The organism is Sinorhizobium sp. 22678 (assembly GCF_052044265.1).
Lineage (GTDB): Bacteria > Pseudomonadota > Alphaproteobacteria > Rhizobiales > Rhizobiaceae > Sinorhizobium > Sinorhizobium meliloti_A.
This window is the reverse complement of sequence record NZ_JBQEMS010000003.1, coordinates 30,019-45,829: the sequence shown is the minus strand read 5'-3', so window position 1 is coordinate 45,829 and position 15,811 is coordinate 30,019. Positions and strand designations below refer to the sequence as shown.

14 protein-coding genes are annotated in these 15,811 nt (G+C 63.4%); all 14 read left to right on the top strand.

What is annotated here, in order from left to right:
- The first annotated feature begins 64 nt into the window (after positions 1-64).
- A complete protein-coding gene (locus tag ACTJKL_RS05815; protein ID WP_100671340.1) occupies positions 65-478 on the top strand; it encodes a cupin domain-containing protein in 414 nt (137 codons plus the stop codon).
- Between the two features lie 87 nt (positions 479-565).
- Positions 566-1,663 carry an HlyD family secretion protein gene (locus ACTJKL_RS05810; protein ID WP_440852420.1) on the top strand — a complete coding sequence of 366 codons (1,098 nt, stop codon included), beginning with the start codon at positions 566-568 and terminating at the stop codon, positions 1,661-1,663.
- A complete protein-coding gene (locus ACTJKL_RS05805; RefSeq protein ID WP_440852419.1) occupies positions 1,660-3,318 on the top strand; it encodes an MFS transporter in 1,659 nt (552 codons plus the stop codon). The genes ACTJKL_RS05810 and ACTJKL_RS05805 overlap by 4 nt, the downstream gene beginning before the upstream one ends.
- Before the next feature lie 151 nt (positions 3,319-3,469).
- The gene (locus ACTJKL_RS05800) at positions 3,470-5,164 is read left to right on the top strand and encodes a M20/M25/M40 family metallo-hydrolase (RefSeq protein ID WP_440852418.1); all 1,695 of its coding nucleotides are present in this window, start codon (positions 3,470-3,472) and stop codon (positions 5,162-5,164) included.
- Between the two features lie 259 nt (positions 5,165-5,423).
- Entirely contained in the window at positions 5,424-6,230 is an 807-nt protein-coding gene (locus ACTJKL_RS05795; protein ID WP_440852417.1) for a glucose 1-dehydrogenase, read from the top strand.
- Between the two features lie 283 nt (positions 6,231-6,513).
- Positions 6,514-7,659 carry an ABC transporter substrate-binding protein gene (locus tag ACTJKL_RS05790; protein WP_411926574.1) on the top strand — a complete coding sequence of 382 codons (1,146 nt, stop codon included), beginning with the start codon at positions 6,514-6,516 and terminating at the stop codon, positions 7,657-7,659.
- A gap of 99 nt (positions 7,660-7,758) precedes the next feature.
- Positions 7,759-8,787 carry a carbohydrate ABC transporter permease gene (locus ACTJKL_RS05785; protein WP_275599399.1) on the top strand — a complete coding sequence of 343 codons (1,029 nt, stop codon included), beginning with the start codon at positions 7,759-7,761 and terminating at the stop codon, positions 8,785-8,787.
- A 12-nt stretch (positions 8,788-8,799) separates the two neighbouring features.
- Positions 8,800-9,681 carry a carbohydrate ABC transporter permease gene (locus tag ACTJKL_RS05780; protein ID WP_275599398.1) on the top strand — a complete coding sequence of 294 codons (882 nt, stop codon included), beginning with the start codon at positions 8,800-8,802 and terminating at the stop codon, positions 9,679-9,681.
- A 5-nt stretch (positions 9,682-9,686) separates the two neighbouring features.
- On the top strand, positions 9,687-10,751 hold the full coding sequence (locus ACTJKL_RS05775) for an ABC transporter ATP-binding protein (protein ID WP_338281864.1): 1,065 nt from the start codon (positions 9,687-9,689) through the stop codon (positions 10,749-10,751).
- A gap of 57 nt (positions 10,752-10,808) precedes the next feature.
- On the top strand, positions 10,809-12,125 hold the full coding sequence (gene hisD, locus ACTJKL_RS05770; protein ID WP_275599396.1) for a histidinol dehydrogenase: 1,317 nt from the start codon (positions 10,809-10,811) through the stop codon (positions 12,123-12,125).
- Positions 12,126-12,197: 72 nt separating this feature from the next.
- The gene (locus ACTJKL_RS05765; protein WP_440852416.1) at positions 12,198-12,962 is read left to right on the top strand and encodes an SDR family NAD(P)-dependent oxidoreductase; all 765 of its coding nucleotides are present in this window, start codon (positions 12,198-12,200) and stop codon (positions 12,960-12,962) included.
- Positions 12,962-13,990, top strand: a complete 1,029-nt coding sequence (locus ACTJKL_RS05760) for a LacI family DNA-binding transcriptional regulator (RefSeq protein ID WP_275599394.1) — start codon at positions 12,962-12,964, stop codon at positions 13,988-13,990. The genes ACTJKL_RS05765 and ACTJKL_RS05760 overlap by 1 nt, the downstream gene beginning before the upstream one ends.
- Before the next feature lie 72 nt (positions 13,991-14,062).
- On the top strand, positions 14,063-15,034 hold the full coding sequence (locus ACTJKL_RS05755; protein WP_440852415.1) for a cupin domain-containing protein: 972 nt from the start codon (positions 14,063-14,065) through the stop codon (positions 15,032-15,034).
- 79 nt (positions 15,035-15,113) lie between these two features.
- A complete protein-coding gene (locus tag ACTJKL_RS05750) occupies positions 15,114-15,809 on the top strand; it encodes an RraA family protein (protein WP_440852414.1) in 696 nt (231 codons plus the stop codon).
- Positions 15,810-15,811 lie beyond the last annotated feature (2 nt).

Genomic DNA, 15,811 nt, shown 5'->3' with positions numbered 1-15,811 from the left:
ATCGAAAAGCCGACGCGGCACCGGGCCGCGCCGACACCACAAGCGCTCTCAAAGGAGAACTGAAATGTTCACGCGATTTCTCTCGGCCGTTGCTCTTGCAGCGCTCTCGTTCACTGCAGCCTCGGCAGGCGACCGGCCTGCCGGCAAGGTGACCGTCGTATTCGATCACGTCCTTCCGAACGTGCCCGGCAAAAGCATGCGGGGCGTCCTTGTCGAATACGGACCGGGCGGCGGGTCGCCTGCCCACACGCATCCGAAGTCCGCCTTCATCTATGCGACGGTGCTCGAAGGCGCGATCCGCAGCAGCGTCAACGGCTCCCCGGAAAAGGTCTATCAGGCCGGCGAAAACTTCTACGAAGATCCAGGCTCCCGACATCAAGTCAGTGCGAATGCCAGCGATACCGAACCTGCACGGCTGCTGGCGGTGTTCGTTCTCGACACCGAGGAAACGGAGCTGACGACACCCCTCAAGGAGTGAACGGGAAGAGCGCTCATCAACGCCGCAGCTCTGGCGCAGACCCCTGCGCCGGGGCTGCGGCAACCGGCACCAACAGGAATTGAGAAGATGAAATCGCTCGAGGACAAGGTCGCGATCATCACCGGCGCAAGTTCCGGGAACGGTGTCGCCGTGGCGCGACCCGACAGGAAAAAGATGATCGGCCTGGCGCTGTGCCTGGGGGCGGCCGTCGTCGTGGTTGCCGGATGGGCCTGGGCCCGCGAGAGCGGAGCGTCGTCGACAGACAACGCCTATGTCCGGGGGGATGTTACCGCGCTTGCCCCAAAGGTCGCGGGCTACGTCACGGCGGTCGAAGTCGAGGACAACCAGGCGGTCCGGGCGGGTGAGGTGCTCTTCCGGATCGACGATCGGGACTACCGCGCAAAGCTCGCGCAAGCGGTGGCCAATGTCGAAGCGGCCAAGGCGCGGCTGGCCAACGTCGACGCGGAGATGGCGCTTCAGCATTCCCTGATCCGCCAGGCCGAAGCGCAGCGACGTTCGGTCGTGGCCGAGTTGAACCTGGCGACCAAGGCCTCCGACCGCCGCCGCGAGCTTATCCGCAGCAACACTATCAGCCAGGCACATGTCGACGAAAGCGACGCGGCGAAATCGAGGGCCGAGGCGAACCTGTTGGCGGCTTCCGCAACGGTGGAGGCTCAGCAGCAGCGCATCGCCGTGCTTGCCGCACAGCGCGAAGCCGCGGTTGCTGCGGTGGCGCAGGCGGAGGCCACGCGCGACCTCGCCGGGATCGATCTCGAGAGCACCGTGGTGCGCGCGCCCGTCGGCGGCGTCATCGGCAACCGGCAGGTCCGTGTCGGCCGGCTCGTCGCGCCGGGCGCTTCGCTGCTCGACATCGTTCCGCTCGACAATGTATGGATCGTCGCAAATTTCAAGGAAACCCAAGTTGAAAATATCCGGCCCGGTCAGCGCGCCAGCATCACCATCGACGGTTACCCGAGCGGAACGCTTGAAGGCGTGGTCGACAGTTTTGCGCCCGGCAGCGGCTCTGCCTTCAGCCTGCTGCCCGCAGACAACGCCACGGGCAACTTCGTTCGCGTCGTCCAGCGCGTTCCGGTGAAGATCCGGTTTGCCGGCAATCCGCTGTCGGGCCGCCTCGTGCCGGGCCTGTCGGCGCGCGTCGAGATCGATCTGGAGAGCGGTTCATGACCATCGCCACCGCCACCGCCACGTCGGGCCGCGACACATCCATGGCAGGGGGCCTTCTCGTCGCCGGCATAGTCCTTGCGACGCTGACCGAGGCGATCGCCAGCACCGTGCTCTCGCTCGGGCGCGGCGATATCATCGGCGACACATATGCGACGCCCGACGAGTTCGCCTGGTTGGATGTCGGCTACACCGCTTTCAAGCTTATCGGGTTCATGGCCGCCTCGTGGCTGCTGAACCGCTTCGATCCGCGCAGTCTGATCGTCGGCTCGACCCTGGCAATGGGCATGGCGTGCGGCATCGCCGCCATGACGGCCCGGCTGGACCTTCTCGTCGGCCTTCGAATGATTCAGGGCTTTTCCGGCGGCACCCTGCTCGTTGGAGGCCAGGCGATCATCTTTCTCGCTTTTCCGCGGTCCCGCCAGCCGGTCCTCCAGGCCCTGTTCGCGATGGGGTCCGTCGTAGCTCCCGCGACGATCGCCCCGGCGCTTCAGGGCTGGCTGCTCGATAGCCAGTCCTGGACATGGATCTTCTTCGGCATCGTTCCGCTGGCGCTGGCGGCTGCCGGGCTTCTGCTGATCGCGCAAGCCCCGATGCCCGCACGAGGCGCGCGGCGGCCGTTCGACTGGATCGGCTTCTGCCTGATTTCGATTGCGCTTTTCTGCTTCACCTACGTGTTCAGCCAGGGAAGCCGGTGGGACTGGTTGGAAGAGCCCCGGATCCTGTGGCTGGCCGTGATCGGTACAGCCACGCTTCTGGCCTTTCTCGGTCAGCAGGTGCTCGCCAAAGGACAGGGCCTGTTCGACTTTACCCTGTTCGAAACGGAGGATTTCTGCTTCGCCTTCATCGTCAGTTTCGTCGCCGGCGCCGCATTGTTCGGGAGCGCGTTCCTGATCCCGTCCTTTGCCGTGTCCGTCCTTGCCTTCACGCCGACAGACGCCGGGCAGCTCCTGTTGCCGAGCGGTGCGCTCTTCATCGGCGCGCTCCTCATCGCAGCCTTTCTCATGCAGCTCCGCCGTGTTCCTCCGGTCGCCACCGTGCCCTTCGGCATCCTGATGATCATGGCGGCGATGTGGATGCTGTCCGGGTCGACCAGCGAAAGCGGCGCGGGCGACATGATGGCTGCCCTCCTTTTGCGCGGTGCCGGCCTTGGCTTCCTTTTCCTGTCCATCACCCTGATCGCCTTCAGCAATCTCAACAGCCGCAATCTCGCCTCCGGCATCGGCCTCTTCAATACGGGCCGCCAGCTCGGCGGCCTCATAGGGGTCGGCGCACTCCAGACGCTGATCGAGCACAACGTCTCCCACAACCTCGCAGTCCTCGGCGCAAGCGTCACCGCGGGAGCCCCCAGAGTCGCCGAGCGGCTGACGACCACCGCTGCCATGCTGACGGCAAAAGGGATGGACGCGGCTGCCGCAAGCCGCGGAGCGGCGAACCTCCTCGGCCGGGCCGTGGCAGGTCAGTCTACCGTGATCGCCTTCGACACCGCCTTCAACGCGGTCGCCCTCCTCTTCGTCATCGCCGCCCCCGTGCTGGTCGGCATCAAGATCGGCCTCTCACGCTATGCGAAAGCGCGTGCTGAAAAAGGCCGCGCCGGTGTGGCGGCCAGGCCATCGGGTCACCGGACCTTTCCGTCCAAGCGCGTGTCGGCATCATAAAGGTCTCGCTTTTCGAGACACCGTTAGTTACCCGTACCGTTGAGATCAGCTCGTTCAGTTCCAATGCAATCATGTCCCCCGCACCGTTGGTGAAGACCGAACGCGTGGGCTCTTTCAAAGGCACCTGTCGAACTGAAGACGGAGAATTGCGATGACGAGTGCACAAGAAGAGACTGCCTCTCGGGCTGGAAGCCGGATCGACAGCAAGCGCGTCCGGCAATTCGCTCTGCGCATGACGTCCTGGCCGAGCGAAACCGGCACGCCGGGTGAAGCATCCTTCGCGGATCGCCTCCATGGTCTGCTTGGCGAACTCCCCTATTTTCGGGAGCATCCGCAGGACCTGCGCCTCGTCGCAAGTCACGGCGAACCGCTGACCCGCAATGTCGTTGCGCTCGTTCGCGGCACGGGTAAGCGAACGCTGGTCATGGCCGGCCACTTCGACACGGTTTCGACCGACAACTATCACGAGCTCAAGGCCCTCGCATGCGACAGCCTGGCGCTCAAGGATGCACTCATCGAAAGCCTGTCGGCGCGCACCGACCGATCCGAACAGGAAGAGCGGGCCTTGCAGGATCTGGCGAGTGGCGACTTCCTCCCCGGCCGCGGTCTGCTCGACATGAAGAGCGGACTCGCCGTGGCCATTGCCTGTCTCGAACAATTCGCGGCCGACACGGACCGACAGGGCAATCTCATGCTGGTCGCCACCCCCGACGAGGAACGCGAAAGCCGGGGAATGCGATCGCTCCGGGACGCGTTGCCCGGTCTGGTCAGGGATTTCGACATCGAAATCGCCGGGGGCATCAACCTCGACGTGACCTCGGATCAGGGCGACGGCAGCGAAGGACGGGCCGTCTACGCCGGCACGATCGGCAAGCTTCTACCCTTTGCCCTGGTGATCGGCTGCAGCTCTCATGCGAGCTATCCGTTCGAAGGGGTGAGCGCACAGGCCATCGCGGCTGGGATCCTGGCACGCCTGGAAGGGAACGCCTCTCTGGCGGATCGAGACGACAACGACATCTCGCCGCCGCCGATCTGCCTCGAGGCGAAGGATCTGCGCGACGGTTACGAAGTGACGACGCCGGAGCGTTTCTGGATAGCTTTCAACTGGCTCTATCATTCGATGACGGCGGACGCACTCTTTGAGCGCTTCCGGGAGGAGGTGCTGACCGGCGCGAACGAGGCCGTCGAGAAGTTTGCGGCACAGTCGGTGGAATACGGCAAGCTCGTCGGCGGAAGTGCGGGCGCCATTCCGGCCAGGCCGCGCCTCCTGTCGTTCAAGGAATTGCGGGCGGCGGCGGCACGCGTCTTCGGAGACGGCTTTGAAGCCCTCTATGCCGAGAAGGAACGAGAATTCTCTCAGAGCGACAATCCGCTCGTCGCTACGCGGCAACTGACGGAGTGGCTCGTCGGTCTCGCGCGCCTTTCCGGCCCCGCCATCGTCGTCGGCTTCTCCGGCCTGCAGTATCCGCCCAGCCATCTGCGCCTGACCGAAGGGAACGACCGCTCCCTTCATCAGGCGATCGAGAAAGCCCGTGCCGGTCTTGGCAACGATCCCGCGCGAAGCCTCGTCTGGAAGCCGCATTTCTACGGAATCTCGGACATGAGTTTCCTCGGGCTTGCCGCAAGCGGCAGCCAGGTCGTTTCGGACAACACCCCGATCGCGCGCCTGGTCGATCGGCCACCCGAGAACGCGCTGCGGTTCCCGACAGTCAATCTCGGGCCTTGGGGACGAGAGTTCCACCAGAAGTTCGAGCGCGTCCATGAACCCTATGCCTTCGGGGTTCTCCCGGATATCGTCTCCGAAATCGCCAGGACCTTTCTCGGCGACCCCGCTCACCGAAACTGACGCTGCACGCAGGTCGGCAGGAAATCGTCAGCCAACCCTCGCGAGGATTCCCGCCGCAGGGCAGCAAGCCTTTGGGAATATTCTGCTTTCTCGCGCGGATCTCCACCGGCCCCTGGGGCCGACCCGAGGACTTTGCCGGCCCGCCGGTCAGGAACTGTACCGCGGCCCTGTTTGCTCCTATGTTCCGGGTGGCAGCGGAGCCAAAGCTGCGCCATGCCCCCGTGCCGACAGTGGTACGCCCGCCCAAGGAGCCCGATACATGATAGATGGTGCCTCAAACGCCGCGCCGCGGATAAACGGCCTTCCCGCGCTTTTCGATCTGAGCGGCCGGACTGCCCTTATTACCGGATCGAGCGGCGGGCTCGGCCTCACCATGGCGCGCGCTCTTTGCGAGGCGGGGGCGTCAGTCATCCTCAACGGTCGCGACGAGGCGCGCCTTGCCGGTGCACGGGCGGAACTCGAAGAGCACGGCTTCACCGTGGGAGCCTCGGCTTTCGACGTCACCAAGTCGGCCGAGATCGGCCAAGCGGTGGCCGATATTCTCGCCGAGCGAGGCCGTATCGACATTCTGGTCAACAATGCCGGAATACAGCAACGCACGCCGCTTCACGAATTCCCGGAAGACGCCTTCAGGCGCGTCATCGAAACCAATTTGACGAGTGCCTTTCTCGTCGGCCAGGCGGTCGTTCAGGGGATGATCGAACGCCGCGAGGGGACGATAATCAATATCTGTTCGGTGCAGAGCGAACTCGCGCGTCCCTCGATCGCGCCCTATGCTGCGTCTAAAGGCGGGCTGAAAATGCTGACCAAAGGCATGGCGCTCGACTGGGGCCGATACGGCATCCGCGTCAACGGGCTTGCGCCGGGCTACTTCAAGACGGAACTGAACAGTGCGCTGGTTTCGGACGAGAAGTTCTCGACATGGCTCGAGCAGAGAACGCCGCTTGGCCGCTGGGGCGATACCAGCGAGCTGGCAGGGGCCGCCGTATTCCTGGCATCGGCCGCATCGAGCTTCGTCACCGGTCACATCCTCTACGTCGACGGTGGCATCACCAGCTGCCTTTGAAACGGGCATTTTTGCAGCGAGCAGCGTGCTTCCAGCCATATCCCACAGCATTTTTGCATACGCCTGCAAAATAGCTTGCATACGTATGCAGAATACATATGATGCACTAAACGACGCCGAGGATGTTGGGAGCAGACGCGGCGCCTGGAACGAAAACGCCGTCAAGAAAGAAGGTGGGAACATGAGAAAACCGGCATTATTCGCGTCAACCGCTGCCATCATTCTGGCAGGCCTTGGCACAGTTCAGCCTGCCAGGGCGGAATGCGGCATAGAAAAAGGCACGGTGCGCATTCTTTCGAACGACTTCGAGGCGCTGCGTCTTGTCGCGTCGGAGGCCGAGAAATGCGCCTCTGCGACCGTCAAGGTCAGCAAGAACCAGACGAGCGAGCACAAGAACCTGCAGGTGCCCGCGCTGACGACGAATCCGGCGCAATACACCGTCGCCGTCATCGCCAACAACTCGATCGTTCCACTGTTGAATGAGGGTCTTCTGCGCCCGCTGGACGACCTCGTCGCCAAATACGGCCAGGATCTCCAGCCGACCCAGCTTATCAAGCTCGACGGCAAGATCATGGCGGTCGCCTTCATGGGCAACTCCCAGCATCTCTTCTTCCGCAAGGACATTCTGGAAAAGGCGGGGCTTCAACAGCCGAAGTCCTACGAGGATATTCTCGCGGCGGCCAAGGCGATCAAGGATAAGGGTCTCATGGACTATCCGCTCGCCGCCTCCAACAAGGCCGGCTGGGACCTCGCCGCCGAATTCGTCAACATGTATCTCGGTTACGGCGGGGAGCTCTTCGAAGCGGGTTCGGCAGCCCCGACCATCAACAACGAAAAGGGCCTCGCCACGCTGAAGACCATGAAGGCGATGACCGAGTACATGAACCCCGACTTCATGACCTACAATGCCGACGAGATCGTCAAGGGCTATGCGGCCGGAAAGACGGCGATCATCAACGGTTGGGGGTCGCTTGCCGGCGGCGTGATCGACCCGGCAAAGACCCCGGCGGAGATTGCCGACAACACGGTTCTCGCCGCCGCGCCTACCGTTGGAGGCGGCTCGACCCCTGCGGCAGCGCTCTGGTGGGACGGCTTCTCCATCGCCAAGAACATCTCCGACGAGGATGCAGAAGCATCCTTCCGTGCCATGGTCTACGGCGTCCGACCGGAGGTCGGTCAGAAGCATCCGGCTCTTGCGACCTGGTTGACTAAGGGATACGAGCCCGGCCCCAATGCGGTCGGCGTGCTTGCAACGGCAAATGGCGGCGCGAAGCCCTATCCGATGCTGCCCTATATGGGCCTGCTGCACTCGGCTCTCGGTTCCGAACTGGCGGAGTTCATGCAGGGACGCGAAAGCGCCGAGGAGGCGCTGAAGGATGTAGAGGCATCCTACAGCGCGGCCGCCAGAGAGGGCGGATTCCTCAAATAACGCACACGGAGCGCCGCTTCACGCGCGCTCCGTGGCCAGTCGGAATGTCCCGCCTCGTGGGACGAGATGCAACATGCAAAATGAGCAAGGAGAGGGCGCATGCCTCACAAGGCTTTCTTTGCCTTCATCATGCCGTCGCTGCTGGCGATGCTGCTCTTCATCGCCTTGCCGATCGTCTCGGTCGCGGTGCAGTCGCTCTACGTCCAGCACGAGCGGGTCGTGACCGAAGTCGAGACCTGCGCTCCCTTCGCCGGCTGCACCACGGAAACGCGCGTGGACGCCGAGGCGACCGAAAAGCTGCGCCATGCCGAGCCGCTCGGCCGCTTCAACGGCTTCGGCACCTATCTCGACCGCAATCACTTGGCCACCGCCGAAATCGGCGCGATCCTGTCAGACAATGCGGGCTTCGCCGATATCGCTTCGCGCATCTACAACCTGCCTTTTTACAGGGCACTCGCCTTCACCCTGACCTACACCTTCGTGGTCACGCCGCTGGCCATGCTGCTCGGCTTCTGCATCGCGCTCGGGGTGAACGCCATTCCGCCGTTCTACAAGGGGCCGGTCATCTTCTTCTCGCTGCTACCCATGATCGTGACTCCGCTCGTCGGCGCGCTGATCCTTTACTGGATGTCGTCGCCGCAGGGCATCCTCGGCGCGACGCTGCAATCGTTGCTGAACGATCCGACATTGTCTCTGAAATCCTCGGCGGTCCTGACCTGGGCCACCCTTCTCGTCTACGGCATCTGGCACAATGCACCGTTCTCTTTCGTCGTCTTCTATGCCGGCCTGCAAACCGTGCCGCACGATACGCTCGAATCCGCGATGATCGACGGCGCCAACCGGTGGGAGCGCATCCGTTTCGTCGTCATTCCACATCTGATGCCGCTCGCCACCTTCGTCGCGCTGGTGCAGCTAATGGACAATTTCCGCGTCTTCGAACCGATCGTCGGCTTCAGCGCCGAGGCAAATGCGACCTCGCTCTCGTGGTCGATCTTCAACGACCTGCGCGGCCAAGTCGATCAGCTCTTCGGCTCGGCCGCGGCCACCTCGATGCTGACCATAATCGGCGTCGTGATCCTGCTATCGCCGGTGCTCGTGCGCACCCGGCGCGAATTCAACCGTCGATGAGGTGCAGCAGCGATGATTGTCAAAAAACGCAGAAGGCCCCTGCCGCTGACGGTCCTTTCCACCACCTTCGTGCTGCTCTGGGTGTTGATGGCGGCTTTTCCCTTCATCTGGACGGTCTGGGGATCGTTCAAGGTCGAGCAGGATTTTTTCTCGCGCGACAGCTGGTGGTTTGCCATCGAGGGCACACGCACAATCGCCCAGACCGGTTCCGCCTTTACCGGCGACGGCTATTACGGCGCATGGGTGCTGCGCGACTTCTTCTCCTCGGTCCTCAATACGATCATCGTCACGGTGTCCGTTGTCGTCATCTCGCTTACCTTCGGCACGCTCGGCGGCTACGCGCTGGCGCGCTCCGGCTACCGTTATACCTTCTGGCTGCTGATGCTGGCCCTGGTGTTCCGCGCCATGCCGCACATCACGCTGGTCTCTGGCTATCTGCTGCCCTTTTTCGAAATGAACATCTGGGGCCATCTGCCAACCGCCATCATCGTGCTGGTGGCGATCAACCAGCCTTTCACCCTCTGGATGCTGCATTCGTTTTTCCTGTCGATCCCCAAGGATCTCGACGAAAGCGCGATGGTCGACGGTTGCTCACGGTTTCAGGCTTTCCGCATGGTGGTGATCCCCGTCATGTGGCCAGGCGTGATCACAACGGGCCTGTTCTCCTTCCTGCTTGCCTATAACGATTTCGCCGTCACCGCGATGCTCCTGTCGCAGCCCAACCAAACGATGGTGCCGAAAATCGCGAGCTTCCTCGGGACGATACAGCAGGAGGGCAACGTCATGTTCGCTGTCGCAGCCGTCGTTTCCGCGACCGCACCGCTCTTCGTGCTGGTCATGTTCTTCCAACGTCAGATCGTCAGCGGGCTTACCGCGGGCGCAGTCAAGGGATAATCGCAATGGCTGAAATCCGCCTGAAGAACGTGTCGAAGCGTTGGCACAATTTCGTCGGTGTTAACAATTTCGATCTCGACATCGCCGACCGGGAGTTCCTGGTGCTGCTCGGGCCGTCCGGCTGCGGAAAGACGACGACGATGCGCATGATCGCCGGGCTCGACGACATCAGCGAAGGCGAGATCTGGCTCGGCGACCGCATAGTCAACAATCTGGAGCCAAAGGATCGGGACATCTCGATGGTTTTCCAGAGCTATGGCCTCTATCCCAACATGACCGTCTACGAGAACATTCGTTTTCCGCTACGCGTACGCAAGGTCCCGAAGGAACTGCACCACGAGAAGGTCATGCAGGCCGCCCGCATGGTCGAGTTGGTGGATTTCCTGGAGCGCCGGCCTGCAGCCCTCTCCGGAGGTCAGCGGCAGCGCGTCGCGCTCGGGCGCGCCATCGTGCGCCAGCCGGCAGCCTTCCTGATGGACGAACCGCTCTCGAATCTTGATGCAAAGCTTCGCGTCTCGACGCGTGCTCAGATCAAGAACCTGCAGCACACGCTGAAAGTCACGACGATCTACGTCACTCATGACCAGATCGAGGCGATGACGCTTGCCGATCGGGTGGTAGTGATGAACAAGGGCGTCATCCAGCAGGTGGGCACTCCGACGGATATCTATGACAATCCCGCCAATACGTTCGTTGCGTCCTTCATAGGCTCGCCGGCGATGAACCTTGTCTCCGGCGACATCGACAACGGCACTTTCCGAGGGCCGGGCATCACCGTCGGCGGTCTGCAGACGAATGTGAGGGGCCCGGTGACGCTCGGCTTCCGCGCCGAGGACGCCTCGCTCGTTTCCGAGGGCGGCGAGTTCGGCGCCGAGGTCTATTCGATGGAGCTTCTCGGCGAAGCCACCATGGCAAGCTTCCGAATCGGCGACCAGCTCGTCTCCATCAAATCCGGCAAGGAATACCGCGCCGAGATCGGCGATGTCGTGCATGCGGCGATCCCCGCCTCGATCTGCCACCTGTTCGATACCGATACGGGTGTGCGGATCGCGCGGACACCCGGAAACTGAAACATACGATCGGCATGCGGTTTCGCATGGTCGGAATGTCCCAAGGGAAGGAACAACATGACGGTGACCTACCTCAAGCGCGGCAAGCCCGAGGCCCAGCGATCGGAGGAAGACGCGAAGGTTCGCGCGATCGTCGAAGCGACACTGAAGGACATCGAGACGCGAGGCGATCAAGCGGTTCGGGAACTTTCGGAGAAGTTCGACGGATTTTCGCCGCCGTCCTTCCGGCTGAGCCACTCCGAGATCGAGGCCGCGATGTCCAAGGTCTCTGCCCGCGACATGGCTGATATCGATTTCGCCCAGAAACAGATCCGCCGCTTCGCCGAAGCCCAGCGTGCTTCGATGAAGGACATCGAGGTCGAGACGATCCCGGGCGTGATCCTGGGGCATCGCAACATTCCCGTGCAGTCGGTCGGTTGCTACGTGCCCGGCGGCAAGTTCCCGATGGTCGCCTCCGCCCATATGTCGGTGCTGACGGCTGCGGTCGCGGGCGTGCCACGCATAGTTGCCTCCGCACCCCCGCAGAAGGGTGAGCCGCACCCGGCGATCGTGGCGGCGATGCACAAGGCCGGTGCCCACGAGATCTACGTGCTGGGAGGCATGCAGGCGGTGGGCGCGATGGCACTCGGCACCGAGACGATCGACCCGGTCGACATGCTGGTCGGCCCTGGCAATGCCTTCGTCGCCGAAGCCAAGCGGCAGTTGTACGGGCGCGTCGGCATCGATCTCTTCGCCGGCCCGACCGAGACAATGGTAATCGCCGACGAGACGGTCGACGCCGAGCTGTGCGCAACCGACCTGCTTGGCCAGGCCGAACACGGCTACAATTCGCCTGCGGTGCTCGTTACCAACTCGCACGATCTCGCCCACCGGACCATTGCGGAGATCGATCGCATCCTTGCGATCCTGCCGACGGCGGAAACCGCAGGTGCCTCCTGGCGCGATTACGGCGAGGTCATACTGTGCGATACCTATGAGGAAATGCTCGATGTCGCCAACGACCTCGCCTCCGAGCATGTGCAGGTCATGACTGATCGTGACGATTGGTTCCTGGAGAACATGCACTCCTACGGTGCGCTCTTCCTTGGACCCCGAACCAATGTCGCCAATGGCGACAAGGTAATCGGCACCAATCACACTCTGCCGACCAGGAAGGCCGGCCGTTATACGGGCGGCCTCTGGGTCGGAAAATTCCTGAAGACGCATTCCTACCAACGGGTACTGACGGACGAAGCCGCAGCGGAGATCGGCGCCTATTGCTCGCGCCTGTGCCTTCTGGAAGGCTTCGTCGGCCATGCCGAACAGGCAAATGTCCGGGTTCGCCGCTATGGCGGGCGCAGCATCGGTTACGGGGAGGGCGCGGCGCTTGAATAGATCGCTTCACACAACCCCCGGCGTGGGCCCGCGCGTGCCCGCCCCGGCGATGCAGCAAGGGAGGCTTCTGCATTGATCCTGCCCCGCACGCCTTCCTTCCGCCTGGACGACAAGCGTGCCCTGATCGCTGGAGCTTCGTCGGGCATCGGCTTCGGTTGCGCTGTCGCGCTCGCGGAGGCGGGCGCCCATGTGGTACTATCGGCGCGCTCGCCGGAGAGGCTTGCCGAAGCGGTGGCGGCGATCCGCGCCCAGGGGTTCTCGGCCGAAACCCTGGTGCTCGATGTCGCCAATGTCGAGGCGACCGAGGCTGCAATCGCGCGCCACGGACCGTTCCATGTTCTGGTCAACAGTGCGGGCACCGCCCGCCATGGCCCGGCGGAGGATACGGCTCCGGCGGACTTCGACGCGGTCTTCGCGCTCAATGTGCGCGGCGCCTATTTCCTCACGCGGGCTGTCGCCAAGGGGTTGATTGCCGCCGGCGAGCCGGGCTCGCTCATCAACATTTCCTCGCAGATGGCCCATGTCGGCGGCATCGACAGGGCCGTCTACAGCGCCACGAAACACGCCGTCGAGGGCTTCACCAAATCAATGGCGATCGAGTGGGGCCCGAAGGGCATTCGGGTCAATACGATCTGCCCGACATTCATTCGCACGCCGCTGACGGAGCAGACCTTTTCCCGACCCGATCGGGTCCAGTGGATAAAGGAGAAAATCAAGCTCGGGCGCCTCGGGCGCGTGGAAGACATTATGGCTGCCGTCACCTATCTTGCGAGCGATGCCTCGGCGATGGTGACGGGGACCGCGCTGATGGTTGATGGGGGGTGGACAGCGGACTGATGGCAAACGAGAAGGTCACCTCGAACGATGTTGCCCGCCTGGCGGGGGTAAGCCAATCGGCCGTGTCGCGCTACTTCACGCCGGGGACGTCTGTTTCGAAAAAGACGGCGGAGAAGATCAGGGCGGCTGCCGAAGAGCTCGGCTACCGGCCGAACGTGCTCGCCCGATCGCTGATCACGGGCCGCAGCCGCATCATCGGCCTCGTCGTCGCCTATCTGGAAAATTACTTCTATCCGGAGGTAGTCGAGCGTCTGTCGAAGGCGTTGCAGGACCAGGGCTATCATGTGCTGGTCTTCATCTCCTCGATCGCATCTGAGAACGTCGACCAGATTACCCAGGAAATCCTTGATTATCAGGTGGACGGCATCGTGCTCGCCTCGGCGAACATGTCCTCTGAGCTGGCAGCGCGCTGCCACGCCTCCGGCGTGCCGATCGTGCTGTTCAACCGCCTGCAGGACGACCAGCGGCTCTCGGCCGTCACTTCGGACAACCGCGGCGGTGGCCGCCAGCTGGCGGAATTGCTCGTTTCACTTGGCCACAGACGCTGCGGCTACATCGCAGGCTTCGAGGGCGCCTCGACGCAGCGCGACCGCGAACAGGGATTTCGCGAAGGGCTGGAGGCGGCGGGGCTCGCGCTATTTGCACGCGAGGTCGGAAACTTCCGCTATGAAGAGGCGCAGTCGGCGGCCCGACGCATGTTTGCAGGACCGGAGCGGCCCGACGCCGTCTTCGTCTGCAACGATCATATGGCCTTCGCGGTAATGGACGTGCTGCGCTTCGAACTGGGACTGCGCGTTCCCGACGATGTCTCCGTCGTCGGCTTCGACGACGTGCCGCCGGCGCGCTGGCCCGCCTACGACCTGACGACGATCCGCCAGAACGTCGACCACATGGTCGCCGAGACGGTGGCCACGCTCATGCAGAACATCAAAGAGGGGGAGGGGGCCGCGCGCCGCATCGCCCTTGATGGCGCCCTGGTCCTGCGCGGCTCGACCCGCGCAAAAGCGCAGACAGGAGAGACACGCTAGCCACATCGCCCGGCTCTGGAGGGCGAAGCCATGACCGCAATCTATTTTGCATACGTATGAAAGGCATTACAAATGCACATCTCCCAGACGGAAATGGAAAAGCGCATCGTTCGCTATGGCGAATTGAAACCATGCCGGACCGCCTTCATCGACGCTCATACGCCGGGCTCGAACCAGAAGGAAAACTTCACCATAATCGGGGGCGGCGTCTCGGAAAGCGCTGACCAGCACGTCCATATCAAGGACACGCCCGGCTTCAACATCGGGGCTGCCGGCCAGCCGCCGAAGTGCCGCAATTCGCTGCATTCGCACCGCACGGCCGAAGTCTTCTTCGTGCTCAAGGGTCGCTGGCGCTTCTTTTGGGGGCGCTGGGGCAAGGCCGGCGAGGTCGTGCTCGAAGAGGGCGACATCTTCAACATTCCGACCGGCATCTTCCGCGGCTTCGAGAACATCGGTACGGACTACGGGATGATAATGGCCATACTCGGCGGCGACGACGCCGGCGGCGGCGTGATCTGGGCGCCGCAGGTGATCGAGGATGCCAAGGATCACGGTTTGGTTCTCGGCGAAAACGGCAAGCTCTACGATACCAAGAAGGGTCAGTCGCTGCCCGATGGCATCAAGCCGATGCCGCTTCTGACGGAGGAAGAGCTGAGGGTCTTCCCGGAAACGCCGGTTCAGGACGTGGTACGCGACTATGTCGCCCGTTACTGGGATCTGATGGCGCTGGCGCAAAAGGCGCCGGCAAAGGTGATCGGCGAGAAGGCGCTGTTGCGCGACAAGCCGGGCTTCGAGGTCGAACTGCTCACGCGCGGCTCGATTCCGGAAGAGGCCTATGTGAACGAACGTCACGAGGTGCTGATGGTCATGCGCGGCCATTGGAAGCTCGCCTGGGACGGCGGCCAATCCGTGCTGGCGCCGGGCGACACCTGCGCCGTTCCGCCGGGCATCAAGCGCAGCCTCGCGCCCGCGATGACCGGCGAGGCGAGCCTCTACCGCGTCGTCTCGACCGGCGACCAGGCCGGCCAGACCTGGCGCGGCTGATCTCCAGTGAAGGGCGGCGGGCCGCCCTTCATTACCCCTGAGGTTACGGCTCGAGGCCCAGATTACCGGAGGAAAAGACTTGGACGACGAACTCCTGTCCCTGCTGCGCATGGTCGACACGCCCACCGTCTGCAACGCGATCGAGGTGGCGCAGGGCAAGCGCGGCTTTGACGCTTTTACCCGCGGCACGGTCGTCAGTTCGGCTCCGGCGTCCCCGCCGGTCGTCGGATATGCGCGCACAGCGAAGATAGCCGCCGCCGCGCCTCCGAGCGAGGACCCGGCCATTATAAGGGCGCGGCGCATGGACTACTACCGCCACATGGCGAGCGGCGGTCCGCCTTCCGTCGCCGTCGTCGAGGATACGGATTTTCCCCATTGCGTCGGTGCCTTCTGGGGCGAGATCAACGCGACCGTCCACCGAGGGCTCGGCCTTTCCGGCGTGCTGACCAATGGCGTCATGCGCGATCTTGGAGACGTGCCCGAGAACTTCCCGATGATCGCCGGCTCGATCGGACCCAGCCATGCCTTCGTGCATGTGGAGGCGATCGGCGTCCCGGTCACCGTCTTCGGCCTGACGGTTGCGCCGGGCGATCTCGTTCACGCGGACCGCCACGGCGCAGTCGTGGTGCCGCAGGACGTCCTTCCCGTGCTTGCGGCCTCGATCGCGAAGCTCCGCGCCACTGAGCGGCTGATCCTGGAGCCCGCTCGACAGGAAGGCTTCAATCTCGCAAAATTCGAGGAAGCCTGGGCGCGGTTCGAGGCTGCCCGGACCTGACT